Annotated in this window: 17 protein-coding genes; 10 read left to right on the top strand and 7 right to left on the bottom strand. The window is 59.6% G+C overall.

Translation table 11 applies throughout. The features are described 5' to 3' along the window. The first annotated feature begins 332 nt into the window (after positions 1-332). From ychF to ACVW0C_RS01005, 6 genes are all read left to right on the top strand, one after another. The gene (gene ychF, locus ACVW0C_RS01030) at positions 333-1,424 is read left to right on the top strand and encodes a redox-regulated ATPase YchF (RefSeq protein WP_457384021.1); all 1,092 of its coding nucleotides are present in this window, start codon (positions 333-335) and stop codon (positions 1,422-1,424) included. A 541-nt stretch (positions 1,425-1,965) separates the two neighbouring features. Continuing rightward, positions 1,966-2,835: a dihydropteroate synthase gene (gene folP / locus ACVW0C_RS01025; RefSeq protein WP_457384020.1), complete on the top strand. Its 870-nt coding sequence runs from the start codon at positions 1,966-1,968 to the stop codon at positions 2,833-2,835. Beyond that, positions 2,822-3,205 (top strand): dihydroneopterin aldolase, encoded by a 384-nt coding sequence (gene folB / locus ACVW0C_RS01020; protein ID WP_457384018.1) that lies wholly within the window; start codon positions 2,822-2,824, stop codon positions 3,203-3,205. The genes folP and folB overlap by 14 nt, the downstream gene beginning before the upstream one ends. After that, complete coding sequence (gene folK, locus ACVW0C_RS01015; protein WP_457384017.1) at positions 3,202-3,708, top strand: 2-amino-4-hydroxy-6-hydroxymethyldihydropteridine diphosphokinase; 507 nt, start codon at positions 3,202-3,204, stop codon at positions 3,706-3,708. Before folB ends, folK begins: the two co-directional genes overlap by 4 nt. Before the next feature lie 46 nt (positions 3,709-3,754). Beyond that, positions 3,755-5,353 (top strand): glucose-6-phosphate isomerase, encoded by a 1,599-nt coding sequence (locus tag ACVW0C_RS01010; protein WP_457384015.1) that lies wholly within the window; start codon positions 3,755-3,757, stop codon positions 5,351-5,353. A gap of 130 nt (positions 5,354-5,483) precedes the next feature. Next, a complete protein-coding gene (locus tag ACVW0C_RS01005; protein ID WP_457384014.1) occupies positions 5,484-6,623 on the top strand; it encodes a glucose-6-phosphate dehydrogenase assembly protein OpcA in 1,140 nt (379 codons plus the stop codon). A gap of 432 nt (positions 6,624-7,055) precedes the next feature. On the opposite strand, the gene pheT is transcribed toward ACVW0C_RS01005, so the two are convergent. Then, positions 7,056-9,533: a phenylalanine--tRNA ligase subunit beta gene (gene pheT / locus ACVW0C_RS01000; RefSeq protein WP_457384050.1), complete on the bottom strand. Its 2,478-nt coding sequence runs from the start codon at positions 9,531-9,533 to the stop codon at positions 7,056-7,058. 191 nt (positions 9,534-9,724) lie between these two features. Between pheT and ACVW0C_RS00995 the strand changes: the two genes are divergently transcribed. The 3 genes from ACVW0C_RS00995 (at position 9,725) to ACVW0C_RS00985 (ending at position 12,300) form a co-directional block, all read left to right on the top strand. Then, complete coding sequence (locus ACVW0C_RS00995) at positions 9,725-10,261, top strand: thioredoxin domain-containing protein (RefSeq protein ID WP_457384013.1); 537 nt, start codon at positions 9,725-9,727, stop codon at positions 10,259-10,261. Positions 10,262-10,366: 105 nt separating this feature from the next. Then, positions 10,367-11,293 carry a fatty acid desaturase family protein gene (locus ACVW0C_RS00990; RefSeq protein ID WP_457384011.1) on the top strand — a complete coding sequence of 309 codons (927 nt, stop codon included), beginning with the start codon at positions 10,367-10,369 and terminating at the stop codon, positions 11,291-11,293. Then, positions 11,290-12,300, top strand: a complete 1,011-nt coding sequence (locus tag ACVW0C_RS00985; protein ID WP_011434449.1) for an alpha/beta fold hydrolase — start codon at positions 11,290-11,292, stop codon at positions 12,298-12,300. Before ACVW0C_RS00990 ends, ACVW0C_RS00985 begins: the two co-directional genes overlap by 4 nt. A 6-nt stretch (positions 12,301-12,306) precedes the next feature. Here ACVW0C_RS00985 and aroQ read toward each other — a convergent pair whose 3' ends face one another. The 5 genes from aroQ to ACVW0C_RS00960 all read right to left on the bottom strand — a co-directional run bounded on the left by aroQ (position 12,307) and on the right by ACVW0C_RS00960 (position 16,973). Then, entirely contained in the window at positions 12,307-12,804 is a 498-nt protein-coding gene (aroQ, locus tag ACVW0C_RS00980) for a type II 3-dehydroquinate dehydratase (RefSeq protein WP_414344089.1), read from the bottom strand. Then, entirely contained in the window at positions 12,782-12,913 is a 132-nt protein-coding gene (locus tag ACVW0C_RS00975) for a hypothetical protein (protein ID WP_011434447.1), read from the bottom strand. The genes aroQ and ACVW0C_RS00975 overlap by 23 nt, the downstream gene beginning before the upstream one ends. A 103-nt stretch (positions 12,914-13,016) precedes the next feature. Beyond that, the gene (locus ACVW0C_RS00970) at positions 13,017-14,210 is read right to left on the bottom strand and encodes an RNA-guided endonuclease InsQ/TnpB family protein (protein WP_457384049.1); all 1,194 of its coding nucleotides are present in this window, start codon (positions 14,208-14,210) and stop codon (positions 13,017-13,019) included. A gap of 167 nt (positions 14,211-14,377) precedes the next feature. After that, positions 14,378-16,327, bottom strand: coding sequence for an acetate--CoA ligase family protein (locus ACVW0C_RS00965; protein ID WP_414407162.1), 1,950 nt, complete (start codon positions 16,325-16,327; stop codon positions 14,378-14,380). 496 nt (positions 16,328-16,823) lie between these two features. Next, a complete protein-coding gene (locus ACVW0C_RS00960) occupies positions 16,824-16,973 on the bottom strand; it encodes a hypothetical protein (RefSeq protein ID WP_011429585.1) in 150 nt (49 codons plus the stop codon). A gap of 134 nt (positions 16,974-17,107) precedes the next feature. Between ACVW0C_RS00960 and ACVW0C_RS00955 the strand changes: the two genes are divergently transcribed. Then, the gene (locus tag ACVW0C_RS00955; protein ID WP_457384010.1) at positions 17,108-18,352 is read left to right on the top strand and encodes an Era-like GTP-binding protein; all 1,245 of its coding nucleotides are present in this window, start codon (positions 17,108-17,110) and stop codon (positions 18,350-18,352) included. Here ACVW0C_RS00955 and lipA read toward each other — a convergent pair. Continuing rightward, positions 18,349-19,203 (bottom strand): lipoyl synthase, encoded by an 855-nt coding sequence (gene lipA / locus ACVW0C_RS00950; RefSeq protein ID WP_457384009.1) that lies wholly within the window; start codon positions 19,201-19,203, stop codon positions 18,349-18,351. The two genes, ACVW0C_RS00955 and lipA, sit on opposite strands and share 4 nt — an antisense overlap. Positions 19,204-19,223: the final 20 nt, after the last annotated feature.

The following is a 19,223-nucleotide window of genomic DNA, read 5'->3' as shown; positions in this document are numbered from 1 at the left end:
GGCCTGTGGATCGAACTGCACGGGCGGTCGGAAGCAGGAACCCGCCGAGACGACTGCGCAAGGAGCCATCCATGCGTAGCGTGGTAGGAATCTCCGGCCTTCAGGCCGGGGAGGATGTCAAAAGACCTCAGCTGCCCAACACTGTGCAGCTGACAAAAAATACAGTTCTCTTGGGAGAGGAGCCGAGGGTGGTGGCGTTGGCGGCGCGGAGCGCTTGGGAGCGGATCCACCGGTTGGGAAAGGGGCGGCAAATGCTAACGTCAGAGTAGGGATCTTTCCGCTGGGCAAGGGATCCCGTTACCCTGGTTTTTGGCTTTTTCCCCAAGATCTGGATGTTGAGAGCTGGAATTGTCGGCCTGCCCAACGTAGGCAAATCTACCTTGTTCAACGCCCTCTGTGAAAATGCTAAAGCCGAGGCGGCCAACTTTCCCTTCTGCACCATTGAGCCGAATGTGGGGCGGGTGGCGGTGCCCGACGAGCGCTTGCAGGTGCTGGCCAAGATCAGCGGTTCTGCCGAGATCATCCCCAGCCAAATCGAGTTTGTGGATATTGCCGGGCTGGTGGCTGGAGCCAGCAAGGGGGAGGGTCTGGGCAACCAGTTTCTCTCCCACATTCGCCAGGTGGACGCCTTGGTGCACGTGGTGCGCTGCTTCCAAGACGAGAACATTGTGCATGTGGCGGGTTCGGTGGATCCCTTGCGGGATATCGGGGTGATCAACTTGGAGCTAGCCTTGGCGGATTTGGCCCAGATCGAGCGGCGCATAGAGCGGGTGCGCAAGCAGGCCAAGTCCGACAAAACCGCCCAACTGGAGTTGCAGGCTCTGGAACAATTACAGGCTGCCTTGGACGAGGGCAAGCCGGCTCGCCTGGTACCCCTCAGCCCAGAAGAAGAGCAGTTGATCAAAGGGTTGGGGCTGCTCACCCGCAAAAAAGTCATCTACGCCGCCAATGTGGCGGAAACGGATCTGGCCAGCGGCAATGCCTGGGTGGAGCAGGTGCGGCAATTTGCCGAGGCGGAAGGGGCAGGTGTGGTGGTGGTCTCAGCCCAGGTGGAGGCGGAACTGGTGGAGCTACCCCCCGACGAGCGACAGGCCTATCTGGATTCGTTGGGGGTGAAAGAAGGCGGGCTGAAATCCCTAATCCGGGCCACCTACGAGCTGTTGGGCTTGCGCACCTACTTTACCTCTGGCCCCAAAGAAACCCGCGCTTGGACGATCCCCGTCGGAGCTACAGCTCCTCAGGCAGCCGGGGTGATCCACTCCGATTTTGAGCGGGGCTTCATCCGGGCCGAGACGGTGGCCTATGCCGATCTGGTGGCGGCGGGATCCCTGAATGCCGCCAAAGAAAAGGGCCTGCTGCGCAGCGAAGGCAAAGACTACGTCGTCCAGGAAGGGGACGTGATGCACTTCCGCTTCAATGTCTAGTTCCCTATCCTCCTGCATCTCTCAGGCAAGCTGGGTTTTCTCAGAAACTGAAGACTTACTCCCTGTCTTTAGGCAAAAAGACTTAACCCGCCCTGGACAAGGGATCCCAGCGCAGCTCCGGCTGGGTCTGAGAGGGGGCCTTTTCCTAAGAAAACGGTTGACGCTGTAACGAAACATCACAATAATTGGACTAGATAAACAAATGTTTTAGGGATGTATTGATGGATCTGCTGCAATACGGCCCGATGGCCTGGGTTTACATGGCGATCTTTGCCTCTATCATTTGGTGTATTTGGGGTCGTTCGGAAGACGACATTATGTTCTAGCCAGAGCGGGAGAGCTTCCTCTGTCGGCGGGGGCCATTCCTTGCGCTTGAGCCGGCAGGGGCAGCCTTTCACCAATCGTGGCTCTGTAAGGACGTTGTAAAAAATTTTGTAGAATCCTGTTGGGCTTGCGCCAGCCTTGGGATTGACGGCAATACCATCCTAGGCAGTGGGAGACTCTTCCCCCTGCTTTTGCAACACGGCAGCCTGCAGCGGTTATGGGTGTTACCAGCTTGATCTCCCGACGTCCTCTGCCTGGGGCAGAACAGACGCCAGAGGGCTACCGTCTTTCTTGGCGGGGCGTTGGGGTGATGGGGGTGCTAAACGTTACCCCCGACAGCTTCAGCGATGGCGGCCAGTGGGGATCTGCAGAAGCGGCTGTGCAGGCAGCCAAAGCCATGGCAGCGGCAGGGGCCTTGATCGTGGATATTGGCGGCGAGTCCACCCGCCCAGGGGCAGATCCGGTGCCGGTAGAAGTGGAATGCGACCGGGTTTTGCCGGTAATTCGAGCTTTGCAGGGATCCGGGATCCCCATCAGCGTCGATACGCGCAGAACGGAGGTGGCGGCTGCGGCTTTGGCTGCCGGGGCGCACATCATCAACGATGTCAGCGGGCTGCGGGATCCCCAAATGATACAGGTCTGTGCCGAAAAGGGGGTGCCGGCGGTGATCATGCACATGCGGGGAGAACCGCGCACCATGCAGCAGCAGACCGACTATGCTGACCTGGAGGGGGAGGTTTTCGGTTTTCTCAGGGAACAGGCAGAGCGGGCCCTGGCAGCGGGCGTGCCCAGCGTTGTTTTGGATCCGGGCTTGGGCTTTGCCAAAACTGCTGAGCAGAATGTAACCCTGCTCAAAGCCCTACCGCGGCTGGTGGCCTACGGCTACCCAGTTTTGGTGGGGGCCTCCCGCAAAAGTTTTGTGGGTAAGCTTTCCGGCATTGCCGTACCTAATCAGCGAGACAGCGCCAGCGTGGCCGTGCACCTGTTTGCAGCCAGCCGGGGGGCTGCCCTAGTACGGGTTCACAACGTGCCGGCTCATGTTTCCGCCCTTGCCACTTGGGAAGCTCTGCACCATGATGCAGGGTAGGCTGGTGCTCCAGGGCCTTGTCTTTCATGCTTACCACGGCCACTGCCCGGAGGAAGCGGTTTTGGGTGGGCGTTTTGTGGTGGACGTGGAGATGCGGCTTTCCCTAGCCCAGATCCAAGATGACCTCTCGCGCACGGTGGACTACGCCCAGGTGTACGAGAGGGTGCGGCAGGAGGTGACCGGCCAACGCTACCGCTTGGTCGAGACCTTGGCGGATCAGATCGCAGAGCGGCTGTGGCAGAGCTATCCCCAACTGGAGGCCCTAACTGTGCGGGTTCACAAGCCCCATGCTCCCCTGCCGGGGCTGTTCGAGGATGTTTACGTCGAGGTCGACCGCCGGCGAGCCGTAAGCAGGGCGGAAGCCTCATGAATCGTGACCTGGCCTATGTTGCCCTGGGAAGCAACCTGGGGGATCCGCTGCAGCAGTTGCGCTTGGCTGTGCAGAAGTTGCGCCGGTTGGGAGAGGTGGTGGCCTGTTCCAGTCTCTACCGCAGCCCAGCCCAAGGGGGGCCACCCGGACAGCCTGACTACCTTAACGCAGTGGTGGCGTTGGATCCCTTTCCCCCCTACCAGTCTCCCCTGGAGTTGCTCGGGGCGCTGCTGGCCATCGAGCAGGAGGCAGGACGGGTGCGGCGCATCCGCTGGGAGGCCAGAACCCTGGATTTGGATCTGCTGGCCATGGGCAGCCGCATCCTGAACAGCCCTGAGCTGACGTTGCCCCACCCCCGCATGATGGAACGTGCTTTTGTCTTAGCTCCCTTGGGGGAGATCGCTCCCGACTGGCGTCACCCTGAGACCGGTGTGGGGGTCAAAGAGGCACTCATCAGTTTGGATCAGTCCTGGCTGGAGCGCACAACCCTCGGCTGGGAGTAAGAAAGAGTTTGGTAAGCTGGTTAGGGATTTCGGCAAAAGGGATCCCATGGACAGCCTCCAACTCTGGCAGCGCTACTGCGATTGGCTTTACTACCATCCCGGCCTGGAGATTTTCGTCGATATCAGCCGCATCCGTTTCACTCCCCCTCAGGTGGAAGCGCTACGGCCTCGCTTTGCCCAGGCTTTTGCCGATATGCAGGCTTTGGAGGCAGGAGCCATTGTCAACCCCGACGAAGGCCGCCAGGTGGGCCACTATTGGCTGCGGGCGCCCGAGCTGGCTCCCACCCCTGAAATCCGGCAGGCCATTCAGGATTCCATTGAGCGAGTGGAAACCTTTGCCGAAAAGATCCATCGCGGAACCATCCCGGCCAGCGGGGGGGGACGGTTCACCGAGCTGCTCTGCATCGGCATTGGCGGCTCAGCTCTGGGGCCGCAATTTGTGGCGGAGGCCCTGGCTCCGCTGCACCCCCCCCTGAACATCCACTTCATCGACAACACGGATCCCGACGGGTTTGACCGGGTGCTGGGGCGGCTGGCCAACAAACTGGGGCAAACGCTGGTGATCACCACCTCCAAATCCGGCAGCACCCCGGAGCCCCGCAATGGCTTGGTGGAGGTGAAGCTGGCCTACCAAAAGGCTGGGATCCCTTTTTCTGCGCATGCGGTGGCCATCACCGGCCCCGGCAGCCAATTGGAGCAGCAGGCGCGGCAGGAGGGGTGGTTGGAGGTCTTCCCCATCTTCGACTGGGTGGGGGGGCGCACCTCCGAAACGTCCCCGGTGGGCCTGTTGCCGGCAGCGTTGCAGGGCATTGATATCCGGGCTTTGCTGGCCGGGGCAGCCACCATGGATGAGGCCACCCGCCTGCCCCACCTGGAGCGCAATCCCGCCGCTCTGCTGGCCATGGCCTGGTACATCGTCGGTCAAGGGCAAGGGCGCAAGGACATGGTGGTTTTGCCCTACAAGGATCGCCTGCTGCTGTTTAGCCGTTACTTACAACAGTTGGTGATGGAATCCCTGGGCAAATCCCACGATCTAAACGGCAACCGTGTGGAGCAGGGCATCGCCGTTTACGGCAACAAGGGCACCACCGACCAACATGCCTACGTCCAGCAGTTGCGGGATGGCTTGAACAACTTCTTTGTCACCTTCATCGAGGTGCTTCAGGATCGGGAGCCTGGGATCCCTTCCCCCTTCGTGGAGCCGCAGGTGACCAGTGGCGACTACCTGAACGGCCTGCTGCAGGGCACCCGCCAGGCCCTCTACGAAAACGGTCGCGACTCCATTACCGTGACGCTGCCACGGGTAGATGCCCGCTCGGTGGGGGCCTTGATTGCCCTCTACGAGCGAGCCGTGGGCCTCTACGCCTCCCTAATCCAGATCAACGCCTACCATCAACCGGGGGTGGAAGCAGGCAAAAAAGCCGCCAGCGCCGTCTTGGAGCTGCAACGGCGATTGCTAGAGACGGTGCAGGAGCAGCAGGGATCCCTGACTTTGCCCCAACTGGCAGAGAAACTGGGCTGCCCGGAGCGCATAGAAACCCTGTACTGGATTGTGCGGCACCTACACGCCAATGGCCGCGGAGTCCTGTTGACAGGGGATCCCGCCCGCCCCCTGGAGCTGAGCATCCAGCCCCGGCCCGCTTGATCCTCTGATTTCCTGGATTGGGTGTGGAGCGCAGGCTTGAGTTGGTCAATCTGTACCTCGCCTTAAGCCCTTCCCCGCCAGCCGGCCCGCCTGCCTAGAATCGAGCAAGAGTCCACTCCAGGAGGAGACTATGGATCAATCTGCTGCCGTCCTGCCCCTACAAACCCCGAAAGATGTCTCCATCGAAGATATTGAGCAGGAGCTGAACAAGATCTGGTCTTCCAAAGGAGAGAGCGTTGCCGCCCGCGCTGCCACCTTTACCCTGGTGGTGTACGAATCTCTGGACGATGCGCTGTTGCTGCCTTCCCCCACCGTCGAAGCCATCGCCACCCAGAACCCCTGTCGCGTCATTGACCTGCGAGCCAAACGAGAGGGATCTGCAGACGACGCCATCGAGGCCCAGGTGGCCGCCTACTGTCCGGTGACCCGTGAGCAGCGCAGCTCGTTGGTCTGTTGCGAATACATCACCCTGAAAGCGCCCGAATCGGCCTTTGTGCGGGCCTGCAGCACGGTCGCCTCGCTGCTGATCCCCAACTTGCCCACCTTTTTGTGGTGGCAAGGGGATCTGGATTTGAACAGCTTGCTGTTTCAAAAATTGGTGGCTCTGAGCAACCGGGTCATCGTCGATTCACGGGGCTTTGTCAATCCAGAAGAAGATCTGCAGGAAATCCACCTCTTGGTGGGTGAGGGGCGCCACTGTGGGGATCTCAACTGGCGGCGGCTGCTGCCTTGGCAGGAACTCACCGCCCAAGCCTTTGACCCTCCCGACCGGCGGGAGTCCCTATACCTCGTAGATCGCGTGAACCTCGACTACAAAGCCGGCAATCCCTGCCAGGCGTTCCTCTTCCTGGGCTGGCTGGCCAGTCGCCTGGGGTGGACTCCCACAGAGCGGGTTCAGGCTCAAGAACACGATTACAAGATTGACCGCATCCGCTTTCAAACCCAAATGGGCGGCGAGGTGATGGCAGAACTGGCCGCTGTGCCCTTGGCCTCGGAAATCAGCCAGCCGGGGGATCTCATCGGGCTGCGCCTCACCTCCAGCAACCAAGAAGCCGACGCCTGTACTGTGCTGTGCTCCGAAATCACAGGGTGTATGCGCATGGAAGCCATGGGGGGCGCTCAGAGATGTGTGGTTCGCCAGGTGGCTCCCCTGGAGCAGGATTCCCTCGACACCCTGCTGGCTGCCGAGTTGCAGCGGCTTGGCCCCGACTACCTCTACGAAGAAACCCTAGGGGTGGTGGATCAGATGCTGAAGCTGGGCAAAAGCTGAGATCTGCTTCTGGTTTAAGTGACATACTCCCGCACTCATGCTGATGCAAAGCGCTCCGCGCCGCTAAAGCGAGAGAGTGCGGGCTTCAAGGACTCCGTCCCGCTGACGCGAACAGTGACTCCGGTTAGCGCTCCGCGCTGCTAGCGCGAAAAGGACGGGATGCCCCACCACCCTGTACTTGATGTTTATAGCGGCAGTGTATAAAACCCCGCTACTTTTTATGTTTATGGCACCAGTCAAGGACAAAACATCATGTCCCCGCCTTTCATCCCGACTCTCACCCTGGATAGTGGCTAGCCACTAGTCACTAGCCCCTAATAGAGGGCGGGGCTTCCCAGCGGTGTAGCTAACGGGGTGCAGGGGCAATCAGTCCCGCGCCCTGTCCACAGGACGAGCGCCGGGAGGATGTTATAGTAGCTACAGAGGGGTCGGCTAGCTGCGCAAGGTCACCGGAAATTGTGTTGCCAACTGCGCCCTCACCTGGTTTTGCAGAGCTTCTACCTCCGCATCCGTGAGGGTGCGATCGGGAGCGCGGTACACTAGGCGGAAGGCAAGGCTGCGCTGCCCTGCAGGTACTCCTTGGCCCCGGTACTCGTCGAAAAGCTGCACCGATTGGAGAAGTTCTCCGCCCGCTCGACGGATAACCTTCTCGATCTCACCAACGGCAAGGTCGAGTGGCGCAAAGAAGGCGATATCCCGATCGGCAGCAGGAAAGGGCGAAAAGGGGACAAATTGCACAATGCCCCGTCTCTCCAGGCTTTCCAGCAAGGGATCCAACTGCAGCTCAAAGCCATACACCTGATCTGGCAGCCCCTTTTCCTGACAGAGGCGGGGGTGCAGTTGCCCGAACAAACCGATGCGGGATCCCTCAATCCACAAACTGGCCTGGCGACCGGGGTGAAGCAGCGGCGATTGCTCTTCAGGGGGATCCAGACGAAACTCCGGGCCAAATCCCAGCCGCTCCAGAGCGGAGACCAGCAGCCCCTTGGCCTCGAACCAGTCCATGGGTCGGTTGCGGTGCTGCCAATCGTGGGGATTGGGATCCCCGCCCAAGATACCGCCGATATGCTCAGCTTCCCGGTAAGGGTGGGGGTTGGGGGGAAGGGCATGGGCAAAAACACGACCGATTTCAAAGGCTTGGAGCGGGCCGTTGCCTTGATCCCAGTTGAAGCGGAAGGCCTCCACCAGGCCGGGAAGTAGCGCATTGCGCACGGCTGAATATTCAGGCGAAAGTGGATTGGCAATCCTCACCAAAGATCCATCCTCCTCCGCTGGGCAGAGGGAGATGTGATATACCTCTGTCAGGCCAATGCCCCGCAGCACTTCTCGGATCTGGCGGGTGAACGTTTCCCGCGCCGAAAGGGATCCCACCTGCGGCTCGGTGGGTAGGGTTTCTGAGAAGCGGTCATAGCCGTAGAGACGGGCAAACTCCTCGATGAGGTCGATCTCCCGCTCAATGTCCCGCAGGCGATAGGGGGGAACGACGACCTGCCAGACGCAGCGGGCCACGGTTGCCGTCTCGGTAGCGGGGGAGAGGGCACTCTGGGAATTGGCCCCTTCGCAACGGGAGAGCTGAAAGCCCAAGGCAGATAGGATCTCCTCCACATCCGCCGCCTGCACCTCGTCCCCCAACACATCGATCAGCCGCGACAGCCGCAATTTCAGGGTGCGTTCCAGGGGGGGCCGCTGGTCAAAGGTGGTGAGGCCGGCCACTGCTCCCCCTGCCAGTTCCAGGATCAACTGCACCGCCCGATCCCGGGCCTGATCGAGGGTGGCAAAGTTAACCCCTCGCTCATAGCGGGTGGAAGCCTCGGTGCGCAGACCTTGAGACCGGGCCGAGCGCCGCGTCACCGCTGGATCGAATAGGGCTGCTTCCAAGAAAATGCGGGTGGTGGTCGAGCCGACCTCGGTTTCTTCCCCTCCCATGACCCCGGCCAGAGCTACCGGTTGGCTGCCGGCCACAATGAGATGACTGTCGGCTTGCAAGGTGCGGGTTTGGCCGTCCAAGGTCTTTAAGGTTTCTCCCGGCTGGGCCAAGCGCACCTCGATGGTGGGTTTTTTCTTGCCCATGACCTGGAGCAGGCGCTCCCAGTCAAAGGCGTGCAAGGGCTGGCCCCATTCCAGCAGGATCAGATTGGTAATATCCACTACATTGTTGATGGAGCGCATCCCGGCGGCGGCCAGTCGGTGTTTTAGCCAGTCGGGGGAAGGGCCGACTTTCACCCCTTCGATCAACACGCCACTGTAGGCGGGGCAGGCTTTGGCGTCGGCAATGCGCAACTGAAAGTTGGGGATGGGCTTGGTTTGGAGAGGCTGGACGGGGGGCAGGCGCAGCGGGTTGCGGGTGAGGGCAGCCACTTCGCGGGCGATCCCCACCATGCTCAGGGCATCGGCCCGGTTGGCGGTGGAAGTGAGATCCAGCACCACATCGTCCAAGCCCAAAAGAGGACGCACATCAGAGCCAAGCGGATGGGCCTCCAGATCCAAGTCGGGCGGGAATTCGTGGATCCCTTCGGAAGATTTCTCCAGCCCCAGCTCGGCCAGAGAGCAGATCATGCCCTCCGAGATCACCCCCCGCTTGTCGGCTTTGGCAATGGTGAGGGAGAGGGCGGGCAAATGGGTGCCGGGTGTAGCCACTGCTACCAGGATCCCAGGGCGGGCGTTGGCAGCTCCACAGACAATGGTGGCAGGCCGATCGGATCCCAAATCCACCTGGCAAACCTGCAGCTTGTCGGCGTTGGGGTGAGGCTCGGCAGCCAGGATCCTGCCCAAAACCACCCCATCTGCCCAGGTGCGGCGGTCTTCGATCTCTTCCACTTCAAACCCCGCCAGGGTGAGGGCCTCCCCCAGTTCTTCGGGTGAAAGTTGGAAATCCACCAGTTCTCGCAGCCACTTCAAGGAGATGCGCATCGCTGAGCCATCGGTGCAAACGCCGCACCCATTATCGCTCACCTGGCCCTCTTCTCCAGCCGGGATCCCGGCCCAAGATCGTGGGATGGCATAGACCCAGTTCTGGCCGGAACCGGTGGGACAGGGTGGGATGCTAAAACGGTGAAGGCGACGGCTAAGGTCAGATCCAGCGGATGGCAAGGTGAGGAAAGATGAAGGAAGACTGGGCAAAACGGTTGCGCAACGGGTTGATTGCCGCAGTAGCTGTGCTCTTGGCAGCAGGACTGTTTTTGGCTAACCAAGGGCGTCAGGCGGGCAGCAACCTAGAGGCTCTAGCCCAAGAAGCCATACCTTGGGAGCAAGCTCAGGCCAATGGCAAGCCTTCTTTGGTGGAGTTCTATGCCGATTGGTGCAGCACCTGTCGTGCCATGGCACCCCTCCTGGCCAATCTCAAAAAGGAATTTGCCGATCAAGTCAACTTTGTCATGCTCAATGTGGATAATCCCAAGTGGCTGCCGGAGCTGAGCCGCTACCGGGTGAACGGCATCCCTCATTTTCTGTTTTTGGATCGGCAGGGAGAAGTGCTGGGATCGGCGATTGGCGAACAGCCGCCGCCGATTTTGCGGGCCAATGTGTTGGCTCTGGCAACTGGACAGCCCCTGCAGTTGACCAACATCGGGCCAGTGTCTGCGCTGGAGCGGAGCGGGCCTATCCTCCCCAATCAGCCGGATCCCCGCAGTCATGGTTAGGAGTTTGGTCCAGGGTTTTGTTGTCTTGGACACAGGCGGAAAGGTCTGGCCTCGGTTTGATATTGGATAACTTCTATCCATTCTCGTAGCTCACAAGAGCAGGCCATGGCTGTCGAGACAACACCGATTTTGCCGGATCCGCAACGGTTGATCCCGAGCGAGCGCCTCAGACAACTGAATGTCCGCTCTAATTCAGCCGGGATCCGGCAGCTTTTGGGACATTTGGCGGTGATGGCGGTGAGTGGCAGCCTGTGGGTGACCCAGAAAGGTGTCAATGGCTGGATTGCCCTGCCGGCGCTGGTGGTTTACGGGGCCAGTTTGGCGACGATGTTTGCTGCTTTGCACGAATGTGTACACCGCACCGCTTTTGCCAGCCCAAAACTGAATGACGGGGTAGCCTGGGTGGCGGGCTTGCTCTCGTTTTACAACAGCACTTTTTATCGCCGATACCACAAATGGCACCACCGCTATACCCAGATTCCGGGCAAGGATCCGGAGCTGGAGGATCCCAAACCCCAGAGCTGGCCGGAGTATTTGCTCGAGCTGAGCGGCTTGACTTGGTGGATCGGCAAGGTGAAGACCTACATCCGCATAGCCAGCGGCCAGTTGCAAGGCTATCCCTACATTCCTGAATCGGCCCGCCAAGAGGTCATTCGTTCGGTGCGGTTGCAGCTAGGGGTCTACGGCCTTGGGAGCTTGCTCTCCCTTCTGCTGGGGGATCCCTGGATAGTGTGGCTGTGGCTGTTGCCTTTGGCGGTAGGGCAGCCGCTCTTGCGCTTCATTTTGCTGGCAGAGCACACAGGCTGTAGCCAAACCGAGGATCCCTTCTCCAATACCCGTACCACCCTTACCCTTTGGCCAATCCGCTTTTTGATGTGGAATATGCCTTACCATGCTGAGCATCACCTTTACCCCTCCATTCCATTTCATGCTTTGGCCGATGCCCATCAATACCTCAAGCCCCATCTGGCTCATCTAGGGCAGGGGTATGTGCGGGTTCATCGTCAGGTGATTGAACAATTTCAGGCATGACTCACTACACCTGGAGCCTGAACGATTTTCAGCTACAGTGCGGGATCCAACTGCCCCAAATCACGCTCGCCTACGCCACCTACGGGACTCTTTCCCCCCGAAAAGACAACCTGATCCTCTACCCCACCTCCTATGGGGCTCAGCATCCCGACCTGGAGTGGCTGATCCGTCCCGACGGCATCCTCAACCCGCAGCGGTGGTTTATCCTCATTCCCAATATGCTGGGCAATGGCCTTTCCACTTCCCCCAGCAACGATCCAGCCTGTGGCTTGCGGGAAGATGGCTTCTGGTTTAGCCACTGGGACAATGTGCGCCTGCAGGAGAGCCTGATTCGCCAACACTTTGGGATCGAACGCATCCGCCTGATCTACGGCTGGTCGATGGGGGCTCAGCAAGCCTATCACTGGGGATCCCTGTTTCCTGAGCGGGTGGAACGGATCGTAGCCCTCTGCGGCACCGCCAAGACCACAGTTCACAATCGGGTTTTTCTGGAGAGTTTGCGCTCAGCCCTAACTGCCGATCCCGCCTGGAACGGTCGTCGATTTACGGGTGTCCCAGAGCGGGGTCTGCGAGCTTTTGCCCACATCTACGCCAGTTGGGCTGTTTCCCAACCTTTTTTCAACCAAAAATGCTATGAATCCTTGGGGTATGCCTCTCTCGAAGATTATCTAGAGCGAGGCTGGGAGGCCAATTACCGCCGCCGGGATCCGCAGAATTTGCTATCGATGATCGAAACCTGGATTCGCTGCGATATCAGCGACAACCCCATTCACCGGGGAGATTATCGGGCTGCTTTGAGGGCAATTCAGGCCCAAACATTGGTGATGCCCGCCCAGACGGATTTGTATTTCACCCCAGAAGATTGTCGGGCTGAGGCAGAATGGATCCCGAACGCGGTTTACAAGATCATCCCCTCCATTTGGGGGCACCGGGCCGGTAATCCTCATCAAAACCCCGAGGATGAAGCTTTTATTCGCACAGCCGTGCAGGAGTTCCTGGAGAGCTGAGGGCACCTACACAGATTGCAGGCGCAGGTGTTGCACCAGAGCCTGTAGCCCCAACAGGTAGCTTTGCGCCCCAAAACCACTGATTTGCCCAATCGCTACGGCGGCGATGTAAGAGTGCTGGCGGAAGGGCTCGCGGCGATGGATGTTGCTTAGGTGGACTTCCACAGTGGGCAATCCTACGGCTGCAATGGCATCTCGGAGAGCAATGCTGGTGTGGGTATAGGCGCCGGGGTTGATCAGAATGCCGACATGCTGCTGGCGGGCACGGTGAATGGCATCGATGAGCACCCCCTCATGGTTGGACTGGAGAATCTCCAGCTTCGCCCCTAGCATTTCTGCCTGCCGATGCAGAGCCTGATCGATCTGCTCTAGGGATACTGAGCCGTAGATGCCCACCTCTCGCACCCCCAGCAGGTTGAGGTTGGGGCCATGCAGTACCAAGAGGCTGAGAGGCTCGCCGCCGGGGGCAATGGCAGTCGGATTAACGACGACGATGGGATCCATCTTCTACCGGAATGGGAGCAGGTTGAGGCTGGGGGTTCCCCAGCAGGGTGTCGATCACACGTTCCACCCATTCCCGGATCTTTTCCAGCACCTTTTCTACCCAATCCATCCGATCTGCCTCGCGAGGTTTTACGAAGGGAGTTTATTCGACGGACTTCTATGATAGCGCTTCTTTCCGAGGGGTGTAGAGGTAAACTACCCGGCTCCGACCGCTAAGCGGTACGGAGCGGGCTTTCAGTAGCCCTGAGCCTGTTCTGCTCTACCAGAGAACAAAACAGGCCCGGACCTCCAGGCTGGTTTACGACAGCCCCCAAGAGCGCAATCACATTCGCACCATTCAAATCCGCATCCCCTTCCCATCCACAGTGCCCACACTTAAACGACTTGCCACTGCGATAGGATTGCGCAGGGTCGGGATGGATGTGCAAACACCGGTGGCAGGTCTGCGACGTGTAGGCAGGCGGCACAAGAATCAGAGAAACCCCTGCAACCCTCGCCTTGTATTCCAGAAACTGGCGTAGCTGGTAGAACGCCCAACTGTTGGTCCTACGCCGCTCGGCTTTGCTGCGGGGTTGTTGATTGACCCTTTCCCGGATCCCTGTCAAGTCTTCCAGAGCAAGAGCGCTATTTGTCGCCTTTGCCCTAGAGACAATAGCTTTGGAGATGCGATGATTGACCCACACTTGAAAGCGTCTCTCCTTGCCAGACAGCCGTTGCAGCAGTTGACGGCATCTGCGCCGCGAACTGCGGGTGCCCTTACTGGCTTTGCGTTGGAGTGCCGCCCTCAGCTTGGAGTAGTGGTCTCGGATTCGGTTCAACTGCTGTCCATTCCAGTTATCCCCTTCTGACGTATGAGCAATATCCGTCCTTCCCAAATCCACCCCGATCACCTTGTCGGTATCTTGTTGCTTGGGTGGCTTTTTCTCTACGCAAATCTGGATGTAGTAGGAGCCATCCTTCCGCTGGACTAGGGTGGCCGATTTGGGGTTAGAGCCAGCCAGCATTCCCCTCTGGTAGTTACCAATGGCTAGCTCAAAGCGTTCTCTCCCTTCCACCGTGGTCAGCGACACCGTCCAGTCTTTCTCGCGGAATGAAAAGATACGTGCGTCGTAGGTAACGAACCCACGCTTGAACTCTTTAACTGGACGGTTGCGCTGTCTCGCCACTTTGCGGGCGCCGGCCACCCGTCTGCAGACCTGTTGGGCCAAGTTGCTAGACAAGCCGAATCGGGCGCGAATCTCGTAGTAGCAAAGGGATTGCAGTTTGACCGCGTTGACGATCTTCTCCGGCGTGTTCTGGTTGACCCAGTTCAGTGCCTGCACAAAGGCATCCATCGTCGCGTCCAATTTAGCGGCTTGCGACTGGGACACCTTGAGCTTGCAGGATATGGTCAGGACTTGGCTCATAAGTTCATTGTACTTCATCAAAGCGCATTCCTCCCGGCACTGACCCTACGGGTACAGTGCGGGGCTCCTGCGATTTCTAGCTGACTGGCTGGCCGGCCTTTTTCCCCAGCAGGGATCCCTTGTTTTGCCTACCCTTTTACAAGAATCTGAAGAAAATCCAAAACCCCTCAGCCAGACCAGTTCTTCAGCATCTGGCTAATGGTTCTGCAGATGATCCGCAGGGTCATGGAGCGCAGCAGGATCCCCATCTGAAGGTCTGTCCCCGGCAATTCAAATCGCTCCGCCTGGCCCGCCACCGTCAAAGTTAGGGTGGATCCCCGCTGCAGGAAGAGGGCGCCGCCGGGGTTGAGATCCCGTTTCAGGGTTTGCAGCTCTTGATCGGAGGGATCCCGCAGCACCACCAGATCGCTGCCTTCGTAGGCCAAGCCCTCCCGCTCCAGGGTCTCTTCGTCGGCTTCCGCCAAAAGCAGATCCAGTTGGGGATGGCGCAGCAGGGTTTTCACCTGGCGAAAGAGGCTGCCCTGCAGGGGTCTAGAGCTGTGGTTTAGCAGCACACCCTCCCGACAGACGGATCCCACACATGCGTTGGGGCGGTGGGACAAAATATGCTCCACCAAGGTGTGCGCCTCCGCCAAGGTGAGGCGGTTGAAGGTCAAAATCGGGATGCGGGCCGTCTTGGGAAACAGATGGTCGAGGATTGCCCCCGGCACATCCACTCCCGCGCCAATGGCAGGTTTTTGGTGCATGAGCACACCTGGCGCAGCATTGATCTCGATGATCCCCAGGGATCCCTCCTTCCAGGAGCGCTCCAGGCTGGGGGCAATGACATCGATGCCCAAGCACACCAGCGAGAACTGCTGGGCAATGGTTTGGGCCAAAACCACGTTGTCGGGATGGACGGTGGCCGTGACATCGCGGCTCACTCCTCCCGCCGAGAGATTGGATACCTTGCGCAGATAGACCGTCCGCCCCGGTTCCAGCACACTGTCCACTGTCAAGCCTTGCTCTGCCAGAAAGCGCTCCATTGCCTCATCCCATTGGATCGGCCCCAGGGGAGAAGTGGGGGTATCCCAACGGACGGGATCCCGGTTGGCCTGCTCGATGAGCTGCCCGATGGTGCTTTGGCCATCTCCCGTCACTGAGGCGGGGCGTCGTTCCGTGGCCGCCACAAAGCGGCCTCCCACACACAACAGGCGAAAATCGGTGCCCTGCAGATGCTTTTCCAGGATCAGCCGGATGGGCTCCTCAGGGGGAAGGGCTGCCACGGCTACCTCGTAGGCAAAGGCCAGTTCTTCTGGGGTTTGAATGCCTGCTGTTACCCCTATCCCCTTGTGGCCGGCCACCGGCTTGAGCACCACCGGATAGCCGATTTCTTGCGCTTGCTGCAAAGCTTCTGCCAAAGAGGCGACCACCTCTCCCTGGGGCACGGGGAACCCTTGCGCCGCCAGAAAGGCTTTGCAATCGTCTTTGCGGGTGGTGAAGTCAGAGTCGAGATGGCTGTCGCAGTGAAAGGTGGTGGCCACCCCTCGCACCTGGTTGCGACCATAGCCATACTGCATCACCCCTTCATCCCATAGGTAGTAGGTCGGGATCCCGCGTTCGTGAGCAGCCCGCAGGAGGGCATAGACCGTTGGCCCACCGTACACTGAGTCGCGAAACAATTGCTGCAGGCGGCGCATCTCCCCTTCAACGTCGAAGGGCTCCCCTTGGGCGATGGCTTCCAGCCAATCCCAAGCAAAATAAACCGCGGCACGAGTGGTACGGCCATGCAAGGTCTGCACCGCGATGCGCACATACTCTGGAAACAGGTGACAGCTCCACTTCTGCAAGTGGAGATCCATCTGCAACCGGTTCACCTCCGTCACCAGCCGGGCAAACAAGTGGGCGTAGGAAGGATAAGATCCCTCCTGCAACTGGGGGAAATGGAAGCAGACCTTGGACAGGTAGACATCAATGGGCAGCGGCTGTGGGCACTGGGTAAGGGCAAAGTCGAAGGTGAAAGCGGCTGTATTGAGATAGGGGTTAGGGCCGAGATAATGCTTCAGGTTGAAAATGTCGAAAACATCCGACTCGCGCGCGTTGATGCGGGGCACGCCCGCCGCCTCCTGTAAAACCATAGCCGGCCTCAAGAGAAGGGAAACAACGACCTCAGCGCGGGGAAAACCCAGCTCTCCCGGCTGGGGCCGCTTCCATTATTCCCGATCCGGCCCCCATCCCCGGCGGCTTGCCCTCGCAGCACAAGGGATCCCAGCTAGCCTTTTGCTGGTCAATTAACAGTTGCCTGACAGGCAACTTGGTAACTTGGAAAACCCTTCCCACCCTCTGATCGGGTTGGGGCTATGGTCATTTCGATTCAAACCAGGACACTGCCCCACAACCCAATGTTGACTGCACACGGCCAAAAGGCTTTTCTCGATGGCTCAGACGTCTCGCCCCAACCTGAAATGACTGGATTTATTATTTCAAGCTGCGGTGAAACTGCTTGCCAACTTTGAGATCCCCTCTCCTCATAATGGGCAAGGGGCTGGGAGTGCTTGCCTGTAGCAGTGCTAGAGGAATGCCTCAGACTTAGACTTGTTCGGAATCACCTAACGATGGGCTTGCCAAGTTGGACTAGCGAAGGGCGCTCAGAAGCACAACATCCATAACCAGCAGCGCCCCGGCAAAGGCCAGCAGGCTGCGCACGATCTGGCGCTCTTGCTTAGAACGATGGGATCCACCCACACGAAGCCATTTCAGAGATTGGGGAAGGCGGTACAGCATAGGAGATTCGGCGGAACCCTAGGGTGATCATGCCCTATTTTGTGGGGTTTGGATTCCCCACGCTGGGGGGGAGAAACGGCTAGCCCTGAGGGGCAATTCCCTCTAGAGTGAGGGTTAGTCCATTGCCCCTGTCTATGACCACTCCCTTGACCCAAGCCGAAACCGTTTTGCAAAGGTGCTGGGATCATTGGCAATCTCTGGCCAGCCGTCGGGATTTACAACCGGAGTTCAGGGCTCTATCCACTTTGCGCAAGCGCCTCACCGCGCGGCTGTTTTCCATTGCGGTGTTTGGGCTGGTCAACCGTGGCAAGTCGGCCGTCCTGAACGCCCTAACCGGCGAGGAGCGATTGAAGGTGGGCCCCCTCAATGGGGTCACTCAGCAGCCCCAATCCCTGCTGTGGCAGCCGGGGCCAGGGATCCCTTGGCGGGTGAGGCTGGTGGATACTCCGGGTTTGAACGAAGTGGAAGGAGAAGCCCGCGAACAGTTGGCCTGGGATGTGGCCCGCTCGGCGGATTTGATCGTGTTTGTCATCGCCACCGACCTGACCCAGTTGGAATACCAAGCTCTCTCGGAGCTGCGCACTCTATACAAGCCCATCCTGCTGGTGTTGAACAAATGCGATCTCTACTCCGAAGCGGAGTTGCAGGCCATTTGTGCCCAGATCAGCCGCCACCTAGGCTGGGTATCGCCGCAGGAGATTTTGACCGTGGCCGCTTGCCCAAAACCTCTGAAAGTCCGCACCCACTGGCCGGATGGCCGCATTACTTTGGAATGGGAACGGCCTGCACCCCAAATTGAAGCCTTGCGGGGGCGAATTCTGCAGATTTTGCAAACCGAGGCGGGATCCCTCCTGGCTTTGAATGTGTTGAAGCGGCTGGACCGGGTTCAGGCCCAGATTCTGGAAAAACAGTGGCAGCATCATGCCCGCTTTGTGGAGCAATGGGGCAGGATTTTCGCCCTCGGCAAGGGGATTGTGGTGGGCTTGGCTCCGCTGGGGTTGGATTTGCTGTTGGCCCCACTGCTGGATGGCTTTTGGCTGTTGGGCTTGGGAGTGCGGCTTCACCTACCCCGGACGGCCTTGTGGAGGGGGCTGGTCTCCTTTCGCGAGGGGCTGTGGCGACCGCTGCTGCTCAATGGGGCTCTGCTGCTGCTGGCGGAAGGGGTGAGTTCCTGGCTGTGGGGAGACTGGGGCAACGGCCTTTTGCCGGGTCTGGTGGCGGGGGTCAGCCTGTATCGCCTGGGATCCCTGGCGCCACAGGTGCTCAGCCGGTTTGCAGCCCGAGCGTTCGGCCTGGAAGCGGGCCTTCGTGCCTTGATCGGACGGGAAAGGTTGGCTATGACAGACTGCACAGCCTCTCTGCCAAGCTCCCTGGCCTAGTTCTCAACCATTTCGGCAGCGTGGTAGGAGCTGCGCACCAATGGCCCTGAGCGCACCTGGCGAAACCCCATCTGGCGGGCTATCTGGCCCAGCTCGGCAAACTCTTCCGGAGTCCAGTAGCGTTCCACAGGGCGATGGGCCAAGGAAGGTTGTAGGTATTGCCCCAGAGTCAGACGATCGCATCCCACCGCCAGCAGATCCCGGAAAGTTTCCAGCACTTCTGCGCGGGTCTCCCCATGCCCCAGCATCAGCCCAGACTTGGTGGGTAATCCAGGATTCAGCTCCTTGACCGTTCGCAAAACCCGCAAGGACAAGTCGTAGCCGGAGCTGCGCCGTACTGCCTGGGAGAGGCGTCGCACCGTTTCGATGTTGTGGTTGTAGCAAACAGGCTGGGCAGCCACCACACGGGCAATGCACTCGCGATCCCCGCGAAAGTCGGGGGTGAGCACCTCGATCTGGGTGCCGGGGCAGCGCCGCCGAATTGCCTCCATGACCTCCACAAAGCGACCAGATCCCTGGTCGGGCAGATCGTCGCGGGCCACCGAGGTCAGCACCACATAGCGGAGCCCAAGCAGCTCAACCGCCTCGGCCACTTTCTCCGGTTCTGCGGGATCCAACGGTGCGGGCCGTCCACTGGCCACCTGGCAAAAAGAGCAGGCGCGGGTACAGATCCCTCCCATCAACAGAAATGTAGCGGTTTTTTGGCTGTAGCACTCGGCTCGGTTTGGACAGCGCCCCTCCTCACAAATGGTGTGCAGGCCCCGCTGCTTGATCACCTGCTGCACCGCTGAAGTCTCGCTGGCTTTGCCGATGGAACGCTTGACCCAACTGGGAAGAGGGCTAACCGACATAGGGAGAACCGTTGCGTTAA

The organism is Thermostichus sp. OS-CIW-26, assembly GCF_054058395.1.
The sequence above is the reverse complement of the archived record's forward strand: the minus strand, read 5'-3'. Positions and strand labels throughout refer to the sequence as shown.

Bases quoted from the DNA above. Each gene is read 5' to 3' on its own strand.
- ychF (WP_457384021.1), top strand. From the start codon at position 333: ATGTTGAGAGCTGGAATTGTCGGCCTGCCCAACGTAGGCAAATCTACC.
- folP (WP_457384020.1), top strand. From the start codon at position 1,966: ATGGGTGTTACCAGCTTGATCTCCCGACGTCCTCTGCCTGGGGCAGAA.
- folB (WP_457384018.1), top strand. From the start codon at position 2,822: ATGATGCAGGGTAGGCTGGTGCTCCAGGGCCTTGTCTTTCATGCTTAC.
- folK (WP_457384017.1), top strand. From the start codon at position 3,202: ATGAATCGTGACCTGGCCTATGTTGCCCTGGGAAGCAACCTGGGGGAT.
- ACVW0C_RS01010 (WP_457384015.1), top strand. From the start codon at position 3,755: ATGGACAGCCTCCAACTCTGGCAGCGCTACTGCGATTGGCTTTACTAC.
- ACVW0C_RS01005 (WP_457384014.1), top strand. From the start codon at position 5,484: ATGGATCAATCTGCTGCCGTCCTGCCCCTACAAACCCCGAAAGATGTC.
- pheT (WP_457384050.1), bottom strand. From the start codon at position 9,533: ATGCGCATCTCCTTGAAGTGGCTGCGAGAACTGGTGGATTTCCAACTT.
- ACVW0C_RS00995 (WP_457384013.1), top strand. From the start codon at position 9,725: ATGAAGGAAGACTGGGCAAAACGGTTGCGCAACGGGTTGATTGCCGCA.
- ACVW0C_RS00990 (WP_457384011.1), top strand. From the start codon at position 10,367: ATGGCTGTCGAGACAACACCGATTTTGCCGGATCCGCAACGGTTGATC.
- ACVW0C_RS00985 (WP_011434449.1), top strand. From the start codon at position 11,290: ATGACTCACTACACCTGGAGCCTGAACGATTTTCAGCTACAGTGCGGG.
- aroQ (WP_414344089.1), bottom strand. From the start codon at position 12,804: ATGGATCCCATCGTCGTCGTTAATCCGACTGCCATTGCCCCCGGCGGC.
- ACVW0C_RS00975 (WP_011434447.1), bottom strand. From the start codon at position 12,913: ATGGATTGGGTAGAAAAGGTGCTGGAAAAGATCCGGGAATGGGTGGAA.
- ACVW0C_RS00970 (WP_457384049.1), bottom strand. From the start codon at position 14,210: ATGAGCCAAGTCCTGACCATATCCTGCAAGCTCAAGGTGTCCCAGTCG.
- ACVW0C_RS00965 (WP_414407162.1), bottom strand. From the start codon at position 16,327: ATGGTTTTACAGGAGGCGGCGGGCGTGCCCCGCATCAACGCGCGCGAG.
- ACVW0C_RS00960 (WP_011429585.1), bottom strand. From the start codon at position 16,973: ATGCTGTACCGCCTTCCCCAATCTCTGAAATGGCTTCGTGTGGGTGGA.
- ACVW0C_RS00955 (WP_457384010.1), top strand. From the start codon at position 17,108: ATGACCACTCCCTTGACCCAAGCCGAAACCGTTTTGCAAAGGTGCTGG.
- lipA (WP_457384009.1), bottom strand. From the start codon at position 19,203: ATGTCGGTTAGCCCTCTTCCCAGTTGGGTCAAGCGTTCCATCGGCAAA.